This window comes from Psychrobacillus sp. 05T411 (assembly GCF_056396485.1).
In genome coordinates, this window is record NZ_JBFTLO010000016.1 from 43,092 (window position 1) to 65,580 (window position 22,489).

25 protein-coding genes and 1 riboswitch are annotated in these 22,489 nt (G+C 36.7%); of the genes, 14 read left to right on the top strand and 11 right to left on the bottom strand.

What is annotated here, in order from left to right; translation table 11 throughout:
* Positions 1–104 precede the first annotated feature (104 nt).
* A complete protein-coding gene (locus AC1DFT_RS13640; protein ID WP_478159300.1) occupies positions 105–881 on the bottom strand; it encodes an HAD family hydrolase in 777 nt (258 codons plus the stop codon).
* Positions 882–931: 50 nt separating this feature from the next.
* On the bottom strand, positions 932–1,540 hold the full coding sequence (locus AC1DFT_RS13645) for a DUF3298 and DUF4163 domain-containing protein (RefSeq protein WP_478159301.1): 609 nt from the start codon (positions 1,538–1,540) through the stop codon (positions 932–934).
* A gap of 54 nt (positions 1,541–1,594) precedes the next feature.
* On the opposite strand from AC1DFT_RS13645, the gene AC1DFT_RS13650 reads away from it, so the two are divergent.
* From AC1DFT_RS13650 to AC1DFT_RS13675, 6 genes are all read left to right on the top strand, one after another.
* Complete coding sequence (locus tag AC1DFT_RS13650; RefSeq protein ID WP_478159302.1) at positions 1,595–2,326, top strand: AAA family ATPase; 732 nt, start codon at positions 1,595–1,597, stop codon at positions 2,324–2,326.
* Entirely contained in the window at positions 2,327–2,890 is a 564-nt protein-coding gene (locus AC1DFT_RS13655) for a VanZ family protein (RefSeq protein ID WP_478159303.1), read from the top strand.
* 58 nt (positions 2,891–2,948) lie between these two features.
* On the top strand, positions 2,949–3,107 hold the full coding sequence (locus AC1DFT_RS13660) for a Fur-regulated basic protein FbpA (protein ID WP_478159304.1): 159 nt from the start codon (positions 2,949–2,951) through the stop codon (positions 3,105–3,107).
* A gap of 115 nt (positions 3,108–3,222) precedes the next feature.
* A complete protein-coding gene (locus AC1DFT_RS13665) occupies positions 3,223–4,374 on the top strand; it encodes a DEAD/DEAH box helicase (protein WP_478159305.1) in 1,152 nt (383 codons plus the stop codon).
* Positions 4,375–4,376: 2 nt separating this feature from the next.
* Entirely contained in the window at positions 4,377–5,606 is a 1,230-nt protein-coding gene (locus tag AC1DFT_RS13670; protein ID WP_478159306.1) for an aminopeptidase, read from the top strand.
* A gap of 15 nt (positions 5,607–5,621) precedes the next feature.
* Complete coding sequence (locus AC1DFT_RS13675) at positions 5,622–6,491, top strand: SGNH/GDSL hydrolase family protein (RefSeq protein ID WP_478159307.1); 870 nt, start codon at positions 5,622–5,624, stop codon at positions 6,489–6,491.
* 196 nt (positions 6,492–6,687) lie between these two features.
* On the opposite strand, the gene AC1DFT_RS13680 is transcribed toward AC1DFT_RS13675, so the two are convergent.
* Both AC1DFT_RS13680 and AC1DFT_RS13685 read right to left on the bottom strand, forming a co-directional pair.
* The gene (locus AC1DFT_RS13680; RefSeq protein ID WP_478159347.1) at positions 6,688–7,014 is read right to left on the bottom strand and encodes a magnetosome magnetite crystal formation protein family; all 327 of its coding nucleotides are present in this window, start codon (positions 7,012–7,014) and stop codon (positions 6,688–6,690) included.
* A gap of 50 nt (positions 7,015–7,064) precedes the next feature.
* Complete coding sequence (locus AC1DFT_RS13685; RefSeq protein ID WP_478159308.1) at positions 7,065–8,132, bottom strand: M20 family metallopeptidase; 1,068 nt, start codon at positions 8,130–8,132, stop codon at positions 7,065–7,067.
* 105 nt (positions 8,133–8,237) lie between these two features.
* Positions 8,238–8,329: riboswitch (TPP riboswitch) on the top strand.
* A gap of 65 nt (positions 8,330–8,394) precedes the next feature.
* Between AC1DFT_RS13685 and thiT the strand changes: the two genes are divergently transcribed.
* Together thiT and map are read left to right on the top strand one after the other, a co-directional pair.
* The gene (gene thiT, locus AC1DFT_RS13690) at positions 8,395–8,976 is read left to right on the top strand and encodes an energy-coupled thiamine transporter ThiT (RefSeq protein ID WP_478159309.1); all 582 of its coding nucleotides are present in this window, start codon (positions 8,395–8,397) and stop codon (positions 8,974–8,976) included.
* A 47-nt stretch (positions 8,977–9,023) separates the two neighbouring features.
* Entirely contained in the window at positions 9,024–9,773 is a 750-nt protein-coding gene (map, locus tag AC1DFT_RS13695; protein WP_478159310.1) for a type I methionyl aminopeptidase, read from the top strand.
* 27 nt (positions 9,774–9,800) lie between these two features.
* On the opposite strand, the gene AC1DFT_RS13700 is transcribed toward map, so the two are convergent.
* On the bottom strand, positions 9,801–10,526 hold the full coding sequence (locus tag AC1DFT_RS13700; RefSeq protein ID WP_478159311.1) for a tryptophan-rich sensory protein: 726 nt from the start codon (positions 10,524–10,526) through the stop codon (positions 9,801–9,803).
* Between the two features lie 156 nt (positions 10,527–10,682).
* Here AC1DFT_RS13700 and AC1DFT_RS13705 point away from each other — a divergent pair, with 156 nt between their 5' ends.
* Complete coding sequence (locus AC1DFT_RS13705) at positions 10,683–12,485, top strand: M3 family oligoendopeptidase (protein ID WP_478159312.1); 1,803 nt, start codon at positions 10,683–10,685, stop codon at positions 12,483–12,485.
* A gap of 6 nt (positions 12,486–12,491) precedes the next feature.
* A complete protein-coding gene (locus AC1DFT_RS13710; protein WP_478159313.1) occupies positions 12,492–13,037 on the top strand; it encodes a GNAT family N-acetyltransferase in 546 nt (181 codons plus the stop codon).
* An 89-nt stretch (positions 13,038–13,126) separates the two neighbouring features.
* Here AC1DFT_RS13710 and AC1DFT_RS13715 read toward each other — a convergent pair whose 3' ends face one another.
* From AC1DFT_RS13715 to AC1DFT_RS13730, 4 genes are all read right to left on the bottom strand, one after another.
* A complete protein-coding gene (locus tag AC1DFT_RS13715; protein ID WP_478159314.1) occupies positions 13,127–13,696 on the bottom strand; it encodes a beta-class carbonic anhydrase in 570 nt (189 codons plus the stop codon).
* 76 nt (positions 13,697–13,772) lie between these two features.
* Entirely contained in the window at positions 13,773–14,780 is a 1,008-nt protein-coding gene (gene mreBH / locus AC1DFT_RS13720) for a rod-share determining protein MreBH (protein ID WP_478159315.1), read from the bottom strand.
* A 478-nt stretch (positions 14,781–15,258) separates the two neighbouring features.
* A complete protein-coding gene (locus AC1DFT_RS13725) occupies positions 15,259–15,393 on the bottom strand; it encodes a hypothetical protein (RefSeq protein WP_402826523.1) in 135 nt (44 codons plus the stop codon).
* A gap of 99 nt (positions 15,394–15,492) precedes the next feature.
* Complete coding sequence (locus AC1DFT_RS13730) at positions 15,493–16,725, bottom strand: aminopeptidase (RefSeq protein ID WP_478159316.1); 1,233 nt, start codon at positions 16,723–16,725, stop codon at positions 15,493–15,495.
* A 192-nt stretch (positions 16,726–16,917) separates the two neighbouring features.
* Between AC1DFT_RS13730 and motA the strand changes: the two genes are divergently transcribed.
* From motA to AC1DFT_RS13750, 4 genes are all read left to right on the top strand, one after another.
* The gene (motA, locus tag AC1DFT_RS13735) at positions 16,918–17,721 is read left to right on the top strand and encodes a flagellar motor stator protein MotA (RefSeq protein WP_478159317.1); all 804 of its coding nucleotides are present in this window, start codon (positions 16,918–16,920) and stop codon (positions 17,719–17,721) included.
* Entirely contained in the window at positions 17,705–18,478 is a 774-nt protein-coding gene (gene motB / locus AC1DFT_RS13740; protein ID WP_478159318.1) for a flagellar motor protein MotB, read from the top strand. Before motA ends, motB begins: the two co-directional genes overlap by 17 nt.
* Positions 18,479–18,587: 109 nt before the next feature.
* The gene (locus AC1DFT_RS13745; protein ID WP_478159319.1) at positions 18,588–19,688 is read left to right on the top strand and encodes a PfkB family carbohydrate kinase; all 1,101 of its coding nucleotides are present in this window, start codon (positions 18,588–18,590) and stop codon (positions 19,686–19,688) included.
* Complete coding sequence (locus AC1DFT_RS13750; RefSeq protein WP_478159320.1) at positions 19,685–20,593, top strand: pseudouridine-5'-phosphate glycosidase; 909 nt, start codon at positions 19,685–19,687, stop codon at positions 20,591–20,593. The genes AC1DFT_RS13745 and AC1DFT_RS13750 overlap by 4 nt, the downstream gene beginning before the upstream one ends.
* A gap of 59 nt (positions 20,594–20,652) precedes the next feature.
* Here AC1DFT_RS13750 and AC1DFT_RS13755 read toward each other — a convergent pair whose 3' ends face one another.
* Entirely contained in the window at positions 20,653–20,874 is a 222-nt protein-coding gene (locus tag AC1DFT_RS13755; protein WP_142607125.1) for a DUF1128 domain-containing protein, read from the bottom strand.
* A 66-nt stretch (positions 20,875–20,940) separates the two neighbouring features.
* Positions 20,941–22,308 carry an alanine/glycine:cation symporter family protein gene (locus AC1DFT_RS13760; RefSeq protein ID WP_478159321.1) on the bottom strand — a complete coding sequence of 456 codons (1,368 nt, stop codon included), beginning with the start codon at positions 22,306–22,308 and terminating at the stop codon, positions 20,941–20,943.
* Between the last annotated feature and the right edge of the window lie 181 nt (positions 22,309–22,489).

Here is a 22,489-nt window from a genome sequence, read left to right on the forward strand (position 1 = left end):
AAAAGTGCTTAATCGAGCAAAAACCGCCGCTATGCGCGCATGCCCTAACGGAAACCAGTAAAAAAGCTAGCTCAAGGTCACCAAACCTTGGACTAGCTTTTACTTTATTCAACAATCGCTAAAAGTTCTCTTAAGTTCTCAATCGTATAAGTAGGCTTTACTTCATCACTTGCCGCTTTATTCTCTCGATTGATCCAAACAGATTTCATACCGACTTTGGATGCGCCGAGTATATCGGTCATTAAATTATCCCCGACCATTAATACGTCATCCGCTGTAAGTCCGACTAAATCTAAGGCATGTTGAAATATCGATGGATCTGGTTTTCCTTTTCCGAATGCTCCGGAAATGACTATATGATCGAAGTATGGAGCGATTTCTGGTGAGATTTCTAGCTTTGTGTTTTGTAAGCTAGGCGAACCGTTTGTCATTAAAAGAAGTGTATATTTTCCTTTTAATTGATCAAGTACTTCGAAAGTTTCTTCATATATAAACGGACTTTCTTTACGCATGTTTGGGAAATAGGTAGCGAGCTCCAATCCAAGTGCTTGATCTTCAATTCCCAATTTTTTTAATCCATTTGTCCATGCTTGTTTTTGATATTCGGGAATAATGGCTTTCATCTTTTGAAAATCTTCGGTTGGGTCATCGAAAGTGCCCCATAATCCCTCGAACGGATTTATGCCAATCATTTGTGTAAAAGGACGTGTTTCGTATGTATCATATAGGGCGCTTGCTTCTTCTCGAACGGCAAGTTCTAGTGACGCTGCATCGACATTTACTTTAGTGGATGCATGCGCACATGTTTTTTGAAATGCGGTTTTCACGCTTTTATTATCCCATAATAACGTATCATCTAAGTCAAAAAATAGTGCTTTCAATAGTAAATCCCCCTTTACTAATACTTTACCTTAGTAAAGAGAGACTGTCACTAGAATGCTAGCATTTTATCGAGAGGTCCATCCGGTCGAATGATGCCCTCTATATCTTTAATCGCAATTGGGAAATAAGGAAAGCCAAATACATAAGGCGTCAGTTCATACACTTGGAAATAAATCACGAGGCTATGATCGGCAATATAATAGTCTTGGTCGGGGCTCATTTCGTTAAATTCTTCTAATAAAGGAACATCCCATGCGACCATTTTCTGTTTTATTATTTCCGATAAAACTTTTACATAATTACTGTCATGTTTAAATAAATCTTTTAAAGCATATTGCTTACCAGTCGTGACGTCAAAAGTTAGGGATTTGCAAAGAGTTAGACCGTGTGCACCACCGGTAAAAGAGTATACAATCAAAGATAAGCTCAAAATATTGCGTTGATTATTTTTTATTTCAAAGTAGCCGATCATCTCTACTAAATTTTCATTGTAAAATCCTTGTTCGATTAAAAGCTTATTCAAAACGGTAATAATATCCGCATTAATCTTTTTTTCTATATGTGGATGGGTTAAGTTAGTTACAATGGGATAGTAGATATTTACACTAGGCGAATGTTTAAAGATATGTTTTGTTTCAATGCGAGTGGGTAGATTCAAGGTTCACAGCCTTTCGAAGTTATTAATAGATAGTATGAGCAGGAGGGGATACATATGTTTTTGAAAAAAGTTTCGATATTGAATCGTGCAGAAAACGTAGAAAATCAGTATCCATTTACGATTCCAACAATCAGAAATTTAACAGAGCTTGAGCTGACAAGTAGTGTGACCTTCTTAGTTGGTGAAAATGGAACGGGTAAATCGACTTTACTAGAAGGTATTGCGGATAATTGTGAGTTTAATATGGCTGGTGGAAGCAAAAATAATTTGTATGAAGCAGATGCTGCCGAAAGCGCACTAGGAGAATATATCAGATTGTCGTGGATGCCGAAAGTAACGAATGGTTTCTTCTTGCGAGCAGAATCATTTTATCAATTCGCTTCGCATATTGACGAACTGGAAAGGGAGATTCCGGGTGTTTTAGATAGTTATGGTGGGAAATCTTTACATGAACAATCGCATGGGGAATCATTTCTTTCCTTATTTTTAAATCGTTTCAATGGTCGTGCTATTTACTTATTGGACGAGCCAGAAGCCGCGTTATCTCCACAAAGACAGCTGTCTTTTTTACGCATTATGCATGATCTTGTGGAGGAAGAAGGTTGTCAATTTATCATTGCAACGCATTCACCGATTATTTTAGGTTATCCTAATGCAACCATTCTTAGTTTTGATCATGGCAAAATTGAAGAGGTAGAATATGAAATGACGGGTCATTACCAAATAACCAAATACTTTTTAGACCATCGTGAAAAATTTTTAGAGGAATTGTTAGCAGGTGATTAAATGAATATCATTATAGCTTACTTAGACGATATGTTCTTTTTTATTTGTATAGCACTGCCGATTGTAATTATTTGGCGTATCGCTCGTTGGAAAAAGAGAGGGTTTAATGTAAAGGAAAGTTTGCACGAAATCGGTTTTCTTCTATTTGTATGTGTACTTATTGGCTTATTTTCGCAAACTATTATTCCGAAGTCAGGAGCGGAGCAAATTTACGGAACAGCCGTCAACCTACAGCTGTTCCGCGTTGTAAAAGAGACTTATAATGCAATTGTATATTTAGGGTTTTGGCAACCTTTTTATATTAACTTTCTAGGGAATATTATTTTGTTTATGCCTATCGGTTTCTTATTGCCCTTGCTTTATAGAAGGTTGGTATATTTTCCGAATACAGTGATCATTGGATTATGTATATCGCTTTTTATTGAAATTACGCAAATTCCTCAAAATAGGAGCAGCGATGTGGACGATCTTTGGTTAAATACATTAGGTGCTTTTTTCGGATATTTATGTTATTTATTCATCCATAAGCGTTTTCCAGTTTTTTCGAAAGCGTTTAAAAAATAGTTTAAAGTTTTCTTAAACGGGTAAACATACACAGTATTAACTATGCAAGGAGACATCTATGAACATGCAAACGAAAGAATCAAAAATGGAAGAAAAACGAGATAAAATGATGGAGGATTTAGTGAAGAAAGGCGTATTTAAAATTAATGGAAGACAATTGTACCAACTAAATTATTATGAATTAATGAAAGAATATATAGCAGAAGAAGAAAGTTAAAAAGTGCCGATATGACAGGCACTTTTTTTATGAATTCTAACAATTATGAAACGCTAATTGCCGATAATAAAAGTGTGGTACACTTGAATCAAACATAGATGAGGTGGAATAAAACTTGACTTTTTTACAAAATTTAAAGGAACCATTACGAGAAAAATGGGAGAAGGCAAATTTCGCATTTGCGATGCCAATACAAACCAAACTAATCCCACATATGTTGGATGGTTCAGATATAGTAGCAGAATCTCCAACTGGGACAGGAAAAACATTAGCTTACGTTATTCCGCTTTTACAAAAAGTAGATCCTACGAAGAAGCAAGTACAAGCATTAGTCGTTGTACCTTCTCAAGAACTTGGCATGCAAATTATTGAAGTTTTTCGCGAGTGGATTGCAGGTACAGACATTACCGTTGCACAATTAATCGGAGGAGCTAATATCCAAAGACAAATTGACACATTGAAAAAGAAGCCGACAATTGTAGTAGGAACACCTGGGCGACTGCAAGAACTTGTAAAAACGAAAAAACTTAAAATGCATGAAATTAAAACGATTGTTCTCGATGAAGGGGACCAACTATTAAGTAGGGAACACCGAACAACTGTCAAAGGCTTGATCGATGCAACTGTTGAAAGACAGTTAGTTGTTACTTCTGCTACGATAACCGATGAAATTGAACTAGTGGCAGAAAGAATGATGAATAATCCTATTCGTATTCAAGTATCGGCGGAGGAGATTCCTGCAAAAGGCGAAGTCATCCATAGTTTTGTTAAAACAGAGACTCGCGATAAAACGGATCTGTTAAGAAGACTCTCGCATTTAGAAGGCATGAAAGGACTTGCATTTGTAAATAGTTTAGACCAATTATTGATGAAAGATTCCAAGTTATCGTATAGAGATGCACCGATCGTTTCACTTCATTCAGAAATGAAAAAAGAAGAACGTAAAAAAGCATTAGACGATTTTAAAAATGGAAAAGTGAGCATATTAATAGCGACAGATGTTGCTGCACGTGGTCTCGATATCTCTGGTTTAACTCATGTTATTCATGTAGATGTCCCGCATTCGATCGAACAATATTTACATCGTTCAGGGCGCACTGGTCGCGCAGGAAAAGATGGGGAAGTATTGACTTTATTAACTTATTCAGATGAGAAAACGTATAAAAAATGGACAAAAGAACTTCCGAGTAAACCGGTTCAAAAAATCTGGCATCGCGGTGCGTTAATAGAAGGAAACTCTAAAACAGTAGAGAAAAAGGGGAAATAAAGATGAATTTCCAACAAAAACTAGAAGAATACGCAGAGCTAGTTGTAAAAGTTGGCTTAAACATTCAAAAGGATCAGCCTTTATTAATTGGAACAACAACAGAAACCCTAGAGTTTACTCGGCTTGTTGTAAAAAAAGCGTATGAAGCAGGAGCAAAACGAGTAGACGTCAACTATACGGACGAAGTAAACGCTCGTGCATTTTACGATTTAGCCCCAGATCAAGCATTTCATGAATATCCAAAATGGTTAGCAATGCAACGAGACGAGTTAATCGAAAACAAAGGTGCATTATTATGGATTGACGCGGACAATCCAGATTTATTGGAAGGTGTGTCAGTTGACAGAATTTCCAATTTTCAAAAGGTATCCGGAAAAGCGTTGGAAAACTATCGAAAAGCAGTAATGAATGATGTCATTACTTGGTCCATCGTTGCAATACCTTCTGAAAAATGGGCTGCTAAAGTGTTCCCTAAGTTAGATGCTGAACAGCAAATGGAAGCATTATGGGAACTTATTTTCAAAGTAGTGAGAGTTGGGGAAGGTAATGCGGTACAAAAATGGAAAGAACATATTGAAAACTTAGAAAAACGTGCCGCGCTTTTAAATGCAAAGCGTTTTAAAAAGCTCCATTACAAAGCAGAAGAAACCGATATTCAAGTAGAGTTACCGAAAGACCATATATGGTTAACAGGGGCTAGTAAAAATGCACAAAATGATCCTTATATTGCCAATATGCCAACGGAAGAAGTATATACAGCTCCTCTAAAAACTGGTGTAAATGGCTATGTGAAAAATAAAAAGCCCCTTGTATATCAAGGAAATATCGTGGATGATTTCACGTTAACTTTTGAAAATGGTGCCATTACAAAAATAGAGGCATCAATTGGTAAGGAACTTTTACACGAACTAACACAAACTGATGAAGGTGCTAAGTATTTAGGAGAAATTGCATTAGTTCCGCATGAATCTCCTATATCTGCGTCGAATGTATTGTTCTTCAACACATTGTTTGATGAAAATGCATCGAATCATTTTGCCATCGGGGAAGCTTATCCAACTTGTGTGGAGGGAGCTCGTGGATTATCTCACGAAGATTTAGAACGACTTGGACTTAATACATCGATTGTCCATGAAGATTTTATGATTGGCAGCGCAGATATGGATATTATGGGTGAACTAGAAGATGGTACAATGGAGCCTATTTTCCGGAAAGGTACATGGGCATTTTAAGGAGTTGAACATTGCATGAAGAAATGGTTTATAATAATCGTTTTTTTACTGCTTCCTTTTTCGGCTTTACCGGTTGAAGCAAAGGGTTCGGAAGTGTATATTGCGATCGGTGACTCCTTAGCTGCGGGACAAACCCCAAACCGTGCGATTGATGCTGGTTATGCAGATTTAATAGCTGAAGAATTGAAACGTTCGCGTCAGCTTGCGTTTTATTCGAAAGAACTGGCTTTTCCTGGGTTCACTACTGCTGATGTATTATCCACGGTGCAGTCGGAAGAAGCAAAAGCACTACTAAAAAATGCGACGCTTGTTACAATTTCTGCAGGTGCAAATGATTTACTAAGACTTGTTCAAGCAAACCCATCGGACGGCTCGCTTTCGTATCAACAAATTCCGGCTGATTTTGCATTAAATAGTGTAAGGAAAAATATCACCGAAATTATAAACGAAGTGAAAGAAGCTGCTCCGAAAGCTAAAATTTATGTAATGGGATATTATTTTGCTTATCCACATGCACATGAATCGCAAAAACAAGGTGTTCAAAGAGAATTGGATACATTAAATGCCATATTAAAAATGCAAGCAGAAAGTAATGGTGCGAAATTTATATCAGTAGAAGAAGCATTTGCACCTAAAGCAAAAGAACTTATTCCGAATCCGGCAGATGTGCATCCTTCGATGGAAGGATATCGTCTAATGGCAAACGCGTTCTTCGTACATTATAATAAAAATTTACAAGTACGACCAAACGAGTTGCCAAATCCGAATCCTCTATCATTTGAAGAAATTATAAACAGCCAAAAAGAAACCGTAACATCACCAGTTTCCAGAATAGAAGGCTTCGATAATTATCTATCATTAACAGCATTAAAACCATACATTTAAAAAGCTGTCTCCATTTACAGGAGACAGCTTTTGATCATTTCGTCGTTTTTTTAGCTTGTATTGCTTTTTTTACAATTGGAATGACGATTGGAGCCAATTTAATTGCAGTTTTTACGATCGCTTTTACTTTCATCATGATCTCTCCCATGCTGTTCTCTATGCTGTTTATATTCCCGTTATGAGTGTACCATAAACATTATCTCAACACGCGAATACCCTGTATAATGTTCCATATTAAAACAATAATATAAACAATTGCATATAAAAGAATAAATATTAAGGGACCAGATGCCGCCCAAAAAGAAGGCTGTTCGAAGGTCATGCTCATCGAATACGAGGTTGGAACTACAGTTGCAAAAATGATAATAAATAAAATAATCATTAAAATGACTGGTATAATATGCGAGATTAATGACTTTTTTGCATGATGCTTCACTTCTTTGTCTTGCGAAACAAAAAAGACAATAATCGGAACAATAAAAGGTGCAAATAATACGCTAAAATAGGATAGAGCACTTAACATTTTACTATTATGCACGTATTGTATCTCCTTTCCATTTTAGAAACTACGGTTCATTCCAAAGCAAATGATACTAAAATTTCTTTAAATTGCTTTACAGACGAGATAGTAACATATTCTTTTTCTCCATGCCAATCAGCACCGCTCGGTCCAAACTCAATGGCACCAGCCCCTTTTTCCGCATAGAAACGAGTGTCGGCAGATCCATGTTGGCCAAATAAATTAGTTGGCAGCTTCCTTATACCAGTCGTTATTTGTTGCAGTCTTTTTACATATTCATTATTTTCTTCTGTCGTTACTGCCGGAGCAGTGGAATGGATGATTACTTCGCTAGTTGGAAAGAGACTGCTAGCTGTATCCTTTATTTCCTTTATAATACTTCCTGCATGTTGTCCCGGAACAAAGCGAATATCGTAAGACATAATACATTCGTCTGGTACAACATTGAATCTTTCACCTGCATGTATTTTTGCCAAGTTTAAAGAAGGATAATCATAAAATGCATTACTTGCCGTTAAAAAAGAGAGTTTACGTATTTCCTGATCGAATAAGAAAGCGTGCTCTATTGCATTGATTCCTTCCCATGGACGACTTCCATGGCTGGATTTCCCTTTTAGTATGACATCTAATTGAATAATTCCTTTTGCTTGCAGTCCTATATGTAAATGGGTTGGCTCACCGCAAATGACGAAATCTCCGTGAAATCCTTGATCGACTAGGAATTTAGATGTATCTCCGAACGTTTCTTCATCTGTCACAATATGTAATTGTATTGTTTTCGTGAGTTTTTGGGGAACTAATGAAAGCTCATAAAATGCTTGCATCATAGCAGCAACCCCCGCTTTCATATCGGCAGAACCTCTTCCAAATAACTGGTCACCTTCCATAAAGGGTATGAATTGTTCAGGATTACCTGGTACCACATCCACATGCCCATTCCAAATAATACATTCGTCCCCACTACCCATTTCTGCAACTAGCATAAGTTTAGCATCATGTTCATACACTGTCGGAGTAATGTCACGTTGTTCTAACCAAGATTTACAAAATAGCAGGGCTTTGTTTGCACCTTCTAAATCATCACTTTTTATGCGGATTAAATCTTTTAATAACTCTATCATTCGAATAACCCTCCGTTATCTATTATTTCTATAAGTATACCAATGAAATAAGAGGGGTTGCATTCCTAATTTTATTGGGCTACAATGAATTCGAACTAAATAATTCATAACCACAAGGGGCGTCGCTTATGCGGCTGAGATCGTACCCTTCGAACCTGTAAGTTCAAACTTGCGTAGGGATGTGGATGGAAACTGACAATCGCGCGATGTCTGGGTCTATCCCGGGTGTCGTTTTTTTTGTGGGCAAAAAAAGGGGATTACAATGAGAAATCAACGTGTATTATTATTAGTGGAAATTGCTATTTTTGCAGCTTTAGGATACGTATTAGACTTAATTGGGTTTGGTATGCCGCAAGGTGGATCAGTTACCTTCGTACTTGTACCGATCATTTTAATTGCTTTCAGGCGTGGAGTTGTGGCGGGGCTAATTACTGGATTTTTAATTGGTTTATTGCAAGTAGTAACTGGCCGTTTTTACCCGGCACCGCTTTCTTTTGAAATTGTCGTTTTACAAGTAGCAATCGATTATTTTATCGCATTTATGGTGGCAGGATTTGCCGGTTTCTTTAGACCTTCATTTATGAAAGCATTAGAAAACAAAGATACGAAGAAAATGATTATAGCTGTTATTGCTGGTACATTTGTTGCAGCATTTCTCCGTTATTTAGCACATGTAACGTCTGGTTTTCTATTTTTTAGCGAATTTGCCGGAGATCAAAACCCTATTTTATATTCAATCATTTATAATTCTACTTATATGATTCCAGTATTTTTAGTTGCGGTATTTATTTGCACAATTCTGTTCGTAAAAGCACCACGTCTTTTACTGCCGAATAGACTATAAATATGATATGATTATCGTACAGTTAATGAAGAAGGGATCTTATATAGATGATTGTACAAACAAATGAAGAGTTAGAAGCGTTAAAAAAAATCGGCCGAATTGTGGCAGAAGTACGCGATGCGATGCAGGCTGCAACCAAACCAGGTATCACAACAAAAGAGCTAGATGAAATTGCAGGCAAAATGTTCACAGAAACTGGGGCAATTTCAGGACCAAAAGGGGAATACGATTTCCCAGGATATACTTGTATTAGTGTAAATGAAGAAGTTGCCCATGGTATTCCAGGTTCACGTGTCATAAAAGAAGGTGACATGGTCAATATTGACGTGTCAGGTTCTTATGAAGGGTACTTTGCGGATACAGGTATCTCTTTTGTAGTTGGAGACGGCTACCCAGAAAAAGAAAAACTATGTACTGTAGCAGAAAGTGCCTTCAACCGTGCGATGTTAAAAGTGAAGACAGGTGCTCGCTTAAACCAAATCGGTAAAGCAGTGGCAAGAGAAGCAAAAGACAATGATTTACACGTTATTATGAACTTAACAGGTCATGGTATTGGGAAATCACTGCATGAAGCACCACAACATGTATTAAATTATTACGATGCATGGGACCCAACGATTTTAAAAGAAGGTATGGTACTTGCGGTAGAGCCATTTATCTCCGAAAAAGCAGAACATATTGTAGAGTCTGGGGACGGATGGACATTCGTCACACCTGACAAATCATTGGTAGCTCAAATCGAACATACAATTGTTGTAACAAAAGAAGGACCGATTTTACTAACAAAATTAGATTAAGCAATTCAAAAACGCCACTCGAAATAATTATTTCGATGGCGTTTTTTTGATGAATAGGATGCCTGCAACAAGCACACTACTTAAAAATATAGAGGCAGTAGATATGAGTAGCTCGTTAAACAGATGACGAACAGCTAATCCTAAAAATGCCCAAATAAAAACGATTACAATCGAACGGTCTTCGTAATGATACCGAAAGTGAAGGGCAATAGCCGTGGCAATAGTCAAGAAAATAACCGTCCATAGAGACTTTGTAATTCCTAAACCACTGAATTCATAATAAGTTAAAAGATAATCAAGATTGATAAACATCATAATAAAAACCCAACCAAAATAAATGGAAATAGGCAATCTGCTCATCCAATTCTGTTGTTTTCCTGGATAAGTCATATAAAGTAAAAATAAGGTTCCAAGTAAAACAAATAGTGTAATGAGAGAGTAATTAAACAGCTCAAAATGCCAAAAAAGAATCCATGCGCTATGAAAAATAGAAGTAACGACAAAGAGTAAAACTCGTTTCAAAGGGAGTTGTTGTGTAGCACGATACTCTTTTATACTATTCCAAATCCAACTTGCCAATAATAGATAAATAATTATCCAAATAAAAAATACATGATGGGCAGGTGAGAAAAATATAGGAAGTCTATTTAAAATACTTTCAGTTGTTTGATTATTTATAGGGAGTGCGTTTGCAAGTATATGCACAGTGATTGTAGAGATTAAGCTTAAAATCAAAAGGATTATTTTGACCATTCGATCTCCTCCTTCTATATAGTAAGTATACCTTTGAAATAATGAGAGGACAAATTGCAAATATGAATATTATGTGACGAAAACCGCATAATTGCAAGGTGAAAACATGGTATACTAAATTTCTAAATATATTGTCATTAGAGGGGGAAGATTTGAATGAATACAGAAACTTATTCACTTGTATGGGATTTAGATTCCTTTTTTGTGGGAGGAAGTAGTTCAACAGAACTTCGAAAGCACTTAGATGAAGTAAAGAATAAATTGGTGGCATTTGAAGAGGAGCTTAAAAGTTTTTGTACACCTTCCTCCATTCAAGATGTAGGTAAAATAGTACATACGATTGAAAATTTGAAGGATATTGCGGTAAATTTATCTGAAGGTGGGGCAGTAATCGGCTGCTTGTTAGCACAAGATACAAGGGATAAGCATGCTGCATTATTAGAAGGAGAAGTAGGAGCTCTATATGCAAAACTATCTTCAGCGATGCTTACGATCCAGCAAGTGCTTGGGCAGGCGGAAGAATCTATTTGGCAAGATTTGCTTCAAACAAAGGAACTTTCTATATTTGCATTTGTATTAAACGAGTGGAGAGAAGAATCAAAGCAAATGCTCTCCAATAAAGAAGAAAATATGATAACAACGCTTAGTGTTGATGGATATCATGCTTGGGGCCAATTATACGATTTACTAGTAGGTGACATGCGTATTAAAATAACTATGGATGGAGAGGAAAAAGAGTTATCTGTTGGACAAGCCAATAATTTAAGCTCGCATGAAGATGCTACAATTCGGAAAGATACATTTGATACATTAGAGTCTGCTTGGACGGAGAAAGAAGACTTTTTCGCTAAAACACTGAACCATCTGGCAGGATTTAGACTAGCTATATATGAAAAAAGAGGTTGGGATTCCGTTTTACAGGAACCTTTGCAAATCAATCGCATGAAACAAGAAACACTGGACGCAATGTGGGGTGCTATTTCCAAAAATAAAGCACCATTCGTTGAATATTTAAACAGAAAATCGTCTATGCTAGGCGAAAAAAGAATGCATTGGTATGACCTGGATGCCCCGGTGAGTGCTTCTACAGAAAAGATGGACTTCCAACAAGGTGCGGAGTTTATTTTGAAGCATTTCAAAGAGTTTGGTCCTAAACTTGCGGCATTTTCAAGAAATGCTTTTGAAAAAGGATGGGTTGAAGCGGAAGATCGTCCAAACAAACGTCCAGGAGGCTTTTGTACAGGAATGCCAGTATCAGAGGAATCTCGTATTTTCATGACCTATAGTGGATCTATGTCCAATGTTTCGACGCTTGCGCATGAATTGGGACATGCTTTCCATTCATATGCTTTAAGACCAGTCCATTGGATGAATCGTCAATACGCAATGGGAGTAGCGGAGACGGCTTCTACATTCGCCGAAATGATTGTTGCAGATGCTGCGGTAAAAGAAGCAAAAACAGATGAAGAAAAAATTGCGCTTTTAGAAGATAAGATTCAGCGTAGCGTTGCATTTTTTATGAATATTCATGCACGCTTCTTGTTTGAAACTAGATTCTATGAGGAACATAAAAATGGATTCGTTTCTGCAACTAGATTAAATGAATTAATGGAAGCAGCTCAAAAAGAAGCGTATGGCGATGCACTGGAAACAACTCATCCACATTTCTGGGCTTCTAAATTACATTTTTATATTACTGACGTACCATTCTATAACTTCCCATATACTTTTGGATATTTATTTTCTTTAAGTATTTATGCAAAAGCTATTTCAGAAGGCGCTAATTTTGAAGAAAAATACATTGCTCTACTTCAAGATACAGCTATGATGACGGTGGAAGATTTAGCGATGAAACATTTAGGAGAAGATATTACGAAAGAACCGTTTTGGATAAAAGGTATCAATCTTTGCATTCAAGATGTAAACGAATTTATTCAATTGACTAATGCAAAAGGGTGAAAAAGCTTGATTTACTTTGAAGGGGATACTTGTTATTTACGGACGTTAAATATAAAAGATGCACCGGGTTTAGCGGATCTTGTTTACCGAAACAAATATTATTGGTCCGTCTATGAACCTTTGCATCGAGATGACTACTATACTACTACAGTTCAAAGAGAAAAGATTAGAGAATCCCTGCTTTTGATGCAAGAAAAAAGAGAGTTTGGTTTTGGTATATACGAGCATAATACGGATAAAATGATTGGTCATATCTCCTTATATAGCCTGAAAAGAATGCCCTTTTCAAGTGGATTAATTGGTTATTCGATGGATGAACAATTTGTTGGAAAAGGGATAGCATCTGAGGCAGTGCATATGGTCAAATCATTTGGTTTTGAACATGTCCATTTAAACCGTATTGAGGCGTATGTGTCTCCACGAAATGCTGGATCGATTAAAGTGTTGGAAAAAAATGAATTCCTACGAGAAGGACTACTTCGTAAACTTCTATTTATTAATGGTAAGTGGGAAGACCATTATATGTATGCTTCACTGAGTGAAGAATATTGAAAGGGTAAGAGTCTTTATAAAAAATTAAAAAGCCGGTTGTTCCATTACTGAACAACTGGCTTTTATGTGTCGATTTCCCGGGAAATATTTTATTTCTTGTCGATAGAACCATCTGTGACTAAATCTAAACGTCCGGTAGTTGGATCAATAATTAGTCCATGAACAGGAATGCTTGGTAGAATGAGTGGATGATTTCGTATCATATCCACACTATGTAAAACACTTTCTTCTACATCTGAAAAGCCTTCTAACCATTTATCCATATTAACACCTGAGTATTTTAATACATCGAAAGTATGAGGATCTACACCTCTTTCGATCATTTTCCCTACTATTTTATCTGGTTGGATTGCACTCATGCCACAATCATGATGGCCAACGACGAAAATTTCGTCTGCTTGAAGTTCATAAACGGCTACGATCAAACTTCTCATAATACCGCCAAAGGGATGATTAATAACGGCGCCAGCACTCTTTACCATTTTGACATCACCATTTTTAAAGTTCATCGATTTATGAAGCATTTCCGTAAGTCTAGTATCCATACATGTTAAAATAACAATTCGTTTGTCTGGAAACTTCGTAGTTAAGTATGGCGTGTATTGCTTATTTTCTACAAAAGACTTATTGAATAATAAAATTTCATCTAACTGTGACATAATGTTCCCCCTAAAATTAATTTATCTTTTTATTTTATACTAAATGAAAGGGGATTGCTTGTCATTTGTTTGATCTTTATTTTGCTATTTTTTGTTTGCGTTCAGATATAAAATAAGACTTCCCTGTACCAATTGCTACTGATTGTAAAGGTTCAGGTGCAAGATGAACAGGTACTTCAATAACACTTGAAAGCCATTCTTTTATATCTTTTAAAAGAGCACCTCCACCTGTAAGTACTACACCGTGATCTACGATATCCCCGGAGAGTTCAGGCGGGCATATTTCAAGTGTTGCTCGGACTGCTTCTAAAATAATTTCAAGCGGTTCTTTCAAAACTCCTTGAATTTGTGTGGAAGAAAGATGGATTGTTTTAGGTAAACCGGTTACCACATCTCTTCCGCGGACATCCATTTGTTCTACAGTATGGGGGACCAATGCATGTCCAATTGTTGTTTTTATATTTTCGGCAGTTGGTTCTCCAATGATGACATTATATTCTTTACGAATAAAATGGATAATCGCTTCATCCATTCGATTACCAGCAGATTTTACCGTGTTAGAAGCAACTACACCGCCAAACGAAATAATTCCAACTTCTGTCGTACCTCCGCCGATATCCACAATCATACTCGCAACAGGTTCATTGACGGGAAGACCAGCTCCTATTGCAGCAGCAACAGGCTCTTCCATAAGTTGCACTTCTTTGGCACCGCTTTGTCGAACGGCATCTTGAATTGCTCTACGCTCGACAGATGTTGCACCTGAAGGAGTACAAACAATGACAGTCGGTTTTCGAAGTGCAGTACCTAACTTTTTGCTAGCTTTTTGCATGATTAGTTTCAATAACTGAGTTGTAATATCGAAATCTGCAATGACCCCATCTTGAAGTGGTCTTATTACTTCGATGGATATAGGCGTTTTACCGATCATTTTTTTTGCTTCTTCACCGAAAGCAACAATTTCTTTTGTTTTTTTATTAATCGCTACAACTGTAGGTTCATCTATAAGTAAGCCCTTGCTTTTTGTATAAACTAATGTATTTGCTGTTCCTAAATCTATTCCAATATGTGCATTTGAAAACATTTTTGTTCCTCCAATCTAATGGTACTTAGTTAGTATAATAGATAAATAGAGGTTTGCCATATGTTATATGTTGGAAGTTTACGTTTGTTTCAATAGAAAATGGTTATTTTTGATTAATGAGATTTGCTAAATTGATGTAATAGTACTATGTTGTCATAAAATTGAAATGATGTTGTAACCAAAATGAAAGGAAAAAGAGACGTAATGACATCTAATTTTGTTAAAAATGAGCAAGTATCCAATTTACACTTGTAGATTTTCGGTTCGCTTTGGACGAAGTGATTACTACATTATTACCGTCACTTCCTGCTGCACTATTTACGATAATCTTGTATTTAGAAATGTCGGTAAAGGTATTACTAGACATTCAAGTCCAAAGTACTCAGAAGACGAAGTTAAACATTCTACTGAAATGTTTATATTATATTGGATAGCTTAAGCCACAAAAAAACAACCGCATAAAATGCGGTTGTTTGGATTATTTAGAAGGTTTTGGATCTACTTGGATAGCGTCGTGTGTGTTCATGCCTTTAGCAAAGTAATGAATAATTGTATAGCCAGAAATCCCTATACATACCGCAAAACCAAGAACTGTAACTGTGAATAAGCCCATTATTAAACACCTCACTAGTTATGATACTATTATTATAGCTTATCTTACTTGAAAAAGTAAGAAGAAATATTTAGAAAKGAAACCATCAACTAAATACTATTAAAATGCCCAGTTACCATCGCGAAAGATAGGTTCTGTAGATCCATCTTCTTTAATGCCATCTATATTCATTTTGTCTGAACCAATCATAAAATCTACATGCGTAATACTTTCATTCAATCCATTTTCTGCAAGCTCTTCACGACTCATCTTTTTTCCACCTTCTAGGCAGAAAGCATATGCACTTCCGATTGCCAAATGGTTGGAAGCATTCTCATCGAACAAGGTGTTATAAAATAATAAATTAGAATTAGAAATCGGTGAATCATGCGGTACCAGTGCTACTTCCCCTAGATAGTGAGAACCTTCGTCTGTAGCAACAAGATTTTCCAGTACTTCTTGACCTTGTTCTGCTTCTACTTTTACGATGCGACCTTGTTCAAAGGTGATTGTGAAATTATCAATAATATTTCCACCATAGCTTAATGGTTTAGTACTAGCTACATGTCCTTCCACGCCTGTTTTCAAAGGAACAGTAAATACTTCTTCTGTTGGCATATTTGCCATAAAATCTTCGCCATTTTCGTTTACACTACTAGCCCCACACCATACATGTCCTTTTGGAAGTTCAATGACTAAATCTGTTCCAGGAGCTGTATAACGTAGTTTTTGATAGTTTTTATTATTTAAATAATCTACTTTCGTGTGTAAAAGGGAATCATGCTCTTCCCAAGCAGCGACTGGATCTTCTAAGTCTGCACGTACTGCTTTGAAAATAGCTTCCCATAATGCAGAAACTTGTTCTTCTTCCGCTAGTTCAGGGAACACTTTGCTTGCCCAATCTTTAGATGGGGATGCGATTACTGTCCAACTAATTTTATCTGATTGCACATATTGGCGATATTTACTTAAAGCTTGCCCGGTAGCTTTTTGGAACGCCGCAATTTTAGCGGTGTCTACTCCTTTTAAAAGGTCAGGACTTTGACTCATGATGCTCATAAATGCAGCACCTTCTTCCGCCAAAAGCTCGCGTTCTTGTACTTTCCACGATGGGAAATAGTCAAAAGAATCTTTAGGAGCTAAATCATAGCGTAAACGTGTAATCTCATCATCAGAGAAGTCTACAAATACTTGCCCGGCACCAATTTCATAAGCTTTTTTGGTGATTAAGCGGACTAGTTCTACACTATCGATAGAAGCAGCGATGTATAACTTTTGTCCAGGTTGAATATTTACCCCAACTTCTACTGCTAGTGATGCATATTTTTCTAGTTTAGTTTTAAACGATGACATATCCATACTCCCTTTCTATACTTATTTTTATAGTATCAGTTTTACGAATGATATGACAATAATCATTCGTATTAGAAAAGTAGAAATTTGTTCAATATTACTGCATTTATCTTTTGGAAAAGAAAGATTTATATTCAAATATCATTAATAATGCCGAAATAAAGTACAGAAATAGAATGTGGAGGAAAATGAATGGATAAGTCTACGGTATTCGGTTTAATAATAGGGATTGTTTCAATAGCTGTTGGTATGGTATTAAAAGGGGCGGGTTTAGCAAACTTATTAAACCCTGCTGCCATCTTAATCATTGTTTTTGGAACGATTGCAACGGTTGTCATAGGGTTCCCAACGAATGAGTTGAAAAGGGTACCAAAGCTTTTTGGAGTTATTTTTAAAGAGTCAAAGCTAGTACCTGATGTAGAAGTAATTAAAATGTTTTCAAGCTGGGCTGACCTGGCTCGTAGAGAAGGATTATTAGCGTTAGAAAGTAAAACAACAGAAGTAGAAGATCCATTTTTAAAAAATGGGCTGACATTAGCTATCGATGGACAAAATGCTGATTATATTCGGGATGTCTTGTCAGAAGAAATTGACGCATTAGAGGAAAGGCATTCTGGTGGAGCCCAAATTTTCACGCAAGCTGGTACATATGCACCTACTCTAGGTGTACTTGGTGCAGTAGTTGGACTAATTTCAGCATTAAGTGATATGAGTGATATTGACAAATTAGCACATGCCATTTCTGCGGCATTCATCGCTACACTTCTAGGTATTTTCACTGGTTATGTTTTATGGCATCCATTTGCCAATAAATTAAAACGTAAATCCAAGCAAGAAGTTAGACAAAAGACAATGATGCTAGAAGGTATACTTTCTGTATTAGAAGGAGATGCTCCACGTGTTATTGAACAAAAATTGTCTTCCTACTTATCTATGTCAGAACGCAAAAAAGTTTTAGATGAAAGCGGGGAGGCTGGCCTTGGCAAAGAAGCGTAAAAAGCATAAGCATGAAGAGGAAGTAAGTGAAGCGTGGCTACTTCCATATGCCGATATTTTAACTTTATTGTTAGCCCTTTTCATCGTGTTATTTGCTTCCAGTTCTGTAGACCAACAAAAATTGGAACAAATGTCTCAAGCATTCAACCAAGTATTTGAGGGAGGTAACGGTATATTTGAACAGCCATCTCCTATTCAAATGCCCAATACTCCTAATGATTCAGGTCAGGGAGAAAATGACGAGAGCACTGCATATATAGAAGACCAGCAAGTATTGGCGGAAATTCAAGATAGTGTAGATGAATATATCGCTGTGAATGCATTAGAAAAACAATTTGCTACTGCACTAACGGCTGAAGGTTTGCTAGTTACAATTCGAGATAATATACTATTTGATATGGGGCAAGCGGAAGTGAAGCCGGAGTATCGACAAATCGCAGAAGATATAGCGAATCTACTCGTATTCGATCCACCTAGAAATGTTGTTATTACTGGACATACCGATGATATTCCAATTTCAAGTAATGAATTTTCTTCTAACTGGGAACTAAGCGTTATGCGTTCTGTTAACTTTTTGAGAATTTTAGTTGAAAATAATACGATTGATCCTCTTTATTTTAGTGCCAAAGGGTACGGAGAAAATAAACCTGTAGCCTCTAACGATACTTCGGAAGGTCGTGCACAAAATAGAAGGGTAGAAGTACTTATTCAACCACGTGTGTTAGCAGATGGTACATTAAATGACTCTCCACAGTAATACTACTAACTGACAACTTATTTTTGTTGTCAGTTTTTCTTTTRACTTTTCTAAACAAAAGTTTATAATTAAAACAAATGTTCATTTTTATGGGGAAGGAGGATATAAATTGGACTCAAAAGAAGTTAAGATTTTGAACTATCTTAAAAAGAATCCATACGCTTCTCAGTTAGAAATTGCCAATGAATTAAATATGTCTAGACCTGCTATTGCTAATATTATTTCTGGGCTTATTAAAAGTGGAAAGATAACTGGAAGAGCCTATATTTTACCCGAAAACAAAGAAATTATTTGTATAGGTGGAGCGAATGTAGACAGGAAATATATAGTGAAAAGCAACTTGCAAATGGGTACGTCCAATCCAACGACTAGTCTACAAAGCATTGGTGGCGTTGCAAGGAATATTGCGGAAAACTTAGGAAGACTAGGACATAGTGTACGCATGCTTACTGTAGTAGGCAATGATATGGAATATGAATCCATAGAAAAAGCGTCAAGTCCATGGATGAATTTATTTTCCGTTGAAAAATTAACAAGCTATCAGACAGGGACATACTCCGCCATACTAGACACACATGGGGAAATGTTGTTTGCCTTAGCAAACATGGATATTTACGATCAATTTACGGTCGATTACTTGAAGAAACAAGAAACCCATTTGATGAATGCTCAACTGCTAATCATTGATATGAATTGTCCAAAAGACGTCATTGAATATGTACAAACCATTTCAATAGGTTACAAAATACCACTTGCAATTATTCCGGTTTCTTCGCCTAAGATGAATAGAATGCCGGAATCTTTAGAAGGAATTGACTGGTTAATAACGAACAAAGATGAGGCAGAAACTTATTTCCAAATGACCATAGAAGACGAATCATCCTGGAAAAAAGCAGCGGAATTATTTGTAGAAAAAGGAATAAAACAAGTAGTAGTAACAGGTGGTAGTAAAGGTGTTGTATTTGCTGGAGAGCAGATTGAAACAACGATAGCACCAGCCATACATGCAGAAAACATATTAGATGTAACAGGAGCAGGAGACGCATTTGTTTCGGGAACATTACATGCATGGTTAGAAGGCGCTGAAATCGGTGAAGCAGTACAAACGGGGATGGTCAATGCCAATAAAACACTGCAGTCTCCTGAAACAGTTCGAACGGAACTCACAAAAATAGGTTTAAATAATGAATTGGAGGAATATAAATTATGAAACAATATTTAACGTACTCACAAGAAGTAGAACAAGGTATGGCAGCAGGACAACCAATCGTAGCTTTAGAATCAACGATCATTTCACATGGTATGCCTTATCCGCAAAATGTAGAAATGGCTAAAAAAGTGGAACAAATTATTCGTGATAATGGTGCAGTTCCAGCAACAATTGCAATTATGGATGGCGAGATTAAAATTGGACTTTCAAACGAAGATCTTGAAACGCTAGCAACAAGTAAAAATGTAAGAAAAACATCTAGAAGAGACCTTGCATATGTAGTTGCTTCTAAAGAAATTGGGGCTACAACAGTTGCAACAACGATGATTTGTGCAGAGCTTGCGGGCATTAAAATGTTCGTAACAGGTGGTATTGGCGGCGTGCATAGAGGTGCTGAAATGACGATGGATATTTCAGCGGATTTAGAAGAACTAGCTTCGACAAATGTAGCGGTAGTATGTGCTGGGGCGAAATCCATCTTGGATATCGGTTTAACTTTAGAGTATTTAGAAACAAAAGGTGTACCAGTAGTTGGTTTCGGTACAGATGCATTCCCGGCTTTCTATACAGCAACAAGCCAATTTGCAGCTAACTTCCGTTTAGACGCGCCTAAGGATGTAGCTGATATGCTTAAAGTGAAATGGGAGCTAGGATTAAACGGGGGAGCAATTATTGCAAACCCAATTCCAGCTGAATTCTCATTAGACGAAGCTTATATCAATGACATCATCCATACAGCTTTAAAAGAAGCAGATGAAAATGGCATTAAAGGGAAAGATGTGACACCTTTCTTACTTGGGAAAGTAAAAGAGTTAACGGAAGGTAAATCACTAGAATCGAACATTGAGCTTGTGTATAACAATGCAAGAGTTGGAGCTCAAATCGCAGTTGAATTGAATAAATAATCCGGAACTGGTTACAAACGAAAAAATTCCTTCCCAACCTTATATTGGGAAGGAATTTTTTATTTGCGTAAACTTCCTAGCTCAGCGGCAATTGCTTGCATTTCACTTGGACTAAAAGAATCTCTTTTTTTCACCATTTCGTAAAGATAGACTAAATCTTCATACTGAGATGCATTAAAATGTTCTGATTTCATTGCATCGACATTTACCATGCGAAGTTTTTCTTTTATAGTCTCAATCATAAACGCAACATTTTCAACAGATGGTTCCGATAAATTCATTCTTTTGTACCTACCTTTCATACATTAGAACTTTATCATTTCACGCTCTGATTCAATTGTCAAATACTATATTGATTTGGCAGCTTTAGCTTCCGCTTTTTCTTCTTTTAACTTTTCTTGAATACGTTTTGTTTCATACACAACAACACCAGAAAGCCCAAGTAAACCTATTAAGTTCGGAATCGCCATCAAGCCATTTGCGATATCAGAGAACGTCCAGATAAGATCAAGCGAAACTACAGATCCGATAAACACCATAATAACAAATGCAATACGGTAAATGATTAATAAAGATGGATTTTTAAATAAGTACTGGAAACATTTTTCACCGTAATATGCCCATCCGAAAATAGTGGATGAAGCAAAGAAGATTAATCCAATCGCTACAACATATGGACCAAAGTCACCTAAGAAGTGTCCAAAAGATGCAGATGTTAACTCGTTTGCAGCAAGACTAGTATCATTGTACATACCCGACATGACGATTGTAACCCCAGTAATAGAACAAATAAGGAATGTATCCAAAAATACTTGAGTCATCGAAACAAGTGCTTGTCTTCCTGGTAAATCTGTTTTTGCAGCAGCAGCAGCAATAGGAGCAGACCCAAGACCAGCTTCGTTGGAAAATACTCCACGCGCAATACCATAACGAATAGCAGCACCAATTGCCCCACCAACAGCAGCCTCACCGGAAAATGCCATTCTAAAAATAGTAGCAAATGCGTCAGGAATTGCAGTAATGTTCATAATCATAACTAATAGACCAGCTATTAAATAGAATACTGCCATTATAGGTACAAAAATGGCCGTTACATTACCAATAGACTTAATGCCGCCAAGAATAACAAGTGCGGTAAATATCATAAGAACCGCTCCGGTAATCCAAGTATCTAAACCAAATGTTGATTTTACAACGCCAGCAACAGAGTTAGATTGTGTTCCGTTACCAATACCGAATGCTGCAAGGGCACCGAAAATTGCAAACAATACAGCTAGCCATTTTTGTTTAAGTCCATGTTCTAAATAGTACATCGGACCACCAGCCATTTGGCCTTTAGCGTCTTTCACACGAAATCTAACCGCTAATATAGCTTCACTATATTTCGTTGCCATCCCAAAGAAGGCAGAGACCCACATCCAAAATATGGCACCTGGTCCACCAAGGACAACTGCAGTTGCGACCCCTACGATATTACCTGTCCCAACTGTGGCAGCTAGTGCAGTAGTGAGTGCTTGGAATTGGGAAATGTCCCCCTCAGCCGTCTTATCATGATTTCTAGAAAATACTAGTTTTAAAGCGGCAGGCAATAATCTTATTTGAAGAATACCTACTCTTACTGTTAAATAAATACCCGTCCCAACAATTAAAATTAGGAGTGGTATACCCCAGATGACAGAAGAAATACTGCCTAAAATTTCATTCAACTTCTCCATTATAAAACCCCCGTTTTTAGTTTGTTATCCTATGAACCTTTCAACCTTTCTTAAAGATTTCCCCTATTTATAATATTCGATAAATTTAGAGGCATAGTCAAGATAATTTTTTAAAACTTAAATAAAATACGTTGTTTTATTCCTCCAAGTCAGGGGTATAATTAATACATATAAAGATATA

Coding starts and splice junctions, on each gene's coding strand:
- AC1DFT_RS13750 (WP_478159320.1), top strand. CDS start 19,685: ATGAAACAATATTTAACGTACTCACAAGAAGTAGAACAAGGTATGGCA.
- AC1DFT_RS13670 (WP_478159306.1), top strand. CDS start 4,377: ATGAATTTCCAACAAAAACTAGAAGAATACGCAGAGCTAGTTGTAAAA.
- AC1DFT_RS13655 (WP_478159303.1), top strand. CDS start 2,327: ATGAATATCATTATAGCTTACTTAGACGATATGTTCTTTTTTATTTGT.
- map (WP_478159310.1), top strand. CDS start 9,024: ATGATTGTACAAACAAATGAAGAGTTAGAAGCGTTAAAAAAAATCGGC.
- thiT (WP_478159309.1), top strand. CDS start 8,395: ATGAGAAATCAACGTGTATTATTATTAGTGGAAATTGCTATTTTTGCA.
- AC1DFT_RS13660 (WP_478159304.1), top strand. CDS start 2,949: ATGAACATGCAAACGAAAGAATCAAAAATGGAAGAAAAACGAGATAAA.
- AC1DFT_RS13675 (WP_478159307.1), top strand. CDS start 5,622: ATGAAGAAATGGTTTATAATAATCGTTTTTTTACTGCTTCCTTTTTCG.
- AC1DFT_RS13680 (WP_478159347.1), bottom strand. CDS start 7,014: ATGTTAAGTGCTCTATCCTATTTTAGCGTATTATTTGCACCTTTTATT.
- AC1DFT_RS13725 (WP_402826523.1), bottom strand. CDS start 15,393: ATGGGCTTATTCACAGTTACAGTTCTTGGTTTTGCGGTATGTATAGGG.
- AC1DFT_RS13700 (WP_478159311.1), bottom strand. CDS start 10,526: ATGGTCAAAATAATCCTTTTGATTTTAAGCTTAATCTCTACAATCACT.
- motA (WP_478159317.1), top strand. CDS start 16,918: ATGGATAAGTCTACGGTATTCGGTTTAATAATAGGGATTGTTTCAATA.
- AC1DFT_RS13715 (WP_478159314.1), bottom strand. CDS start 13,696: ATGTCACAGTTAGATGAAATTTTATTATTCAATAAGTCTTTTGTAGAA.
- AC1DFT_RS13705 (WP_478159312.1), top strand. CDS start 10,683: ATGAATACAGAAACTTATTCACTTGTATGGGATTTAGATTCCTTTTTT.
- AC1DFT_RS13755 (WP_142607125.1), bottom strand. CDS start 20,874: ATGAATTTATCGGAACCATCTGTTGAAAATGTTGCGTTTATGATTGAG.
- AC1DFT_RS13760 (WP_478159321.1), bottom strand. CDS start 22,308: ATGGAGAAGTTGAATGAAATTTTAGGCAGTATTTCTTCTGTCATCTGG.
- AC1DFT_RS13685 (WP_478159308.1), bottom strand. CDS start 8,132: ATGATAGAGTTATTAAAAGATTTAATCCGCATAAAAAGTGATGATTTA.
- AC1DFT_RS13730 (WP_478159316.1), bottom strand. CDS start 16,725: ATGTCATCGTTTAAAACTAAACTAGAAAAATATGCATCACTAGCAGTA.
- mreBH (WP_478159315.1), bottom strand. CDS start 14,780: ATGTTTTCAAATGCACATATTGGAATAGATTTAGGAACAGCAAATACA.
- AC1DFT_RS13650 (WP_478159302.1), top strand. CDS start 1,595: ATGTTTTTGAAAAAAGTTTCGATATTGAATCGTGCAGAAAACGTAGAA.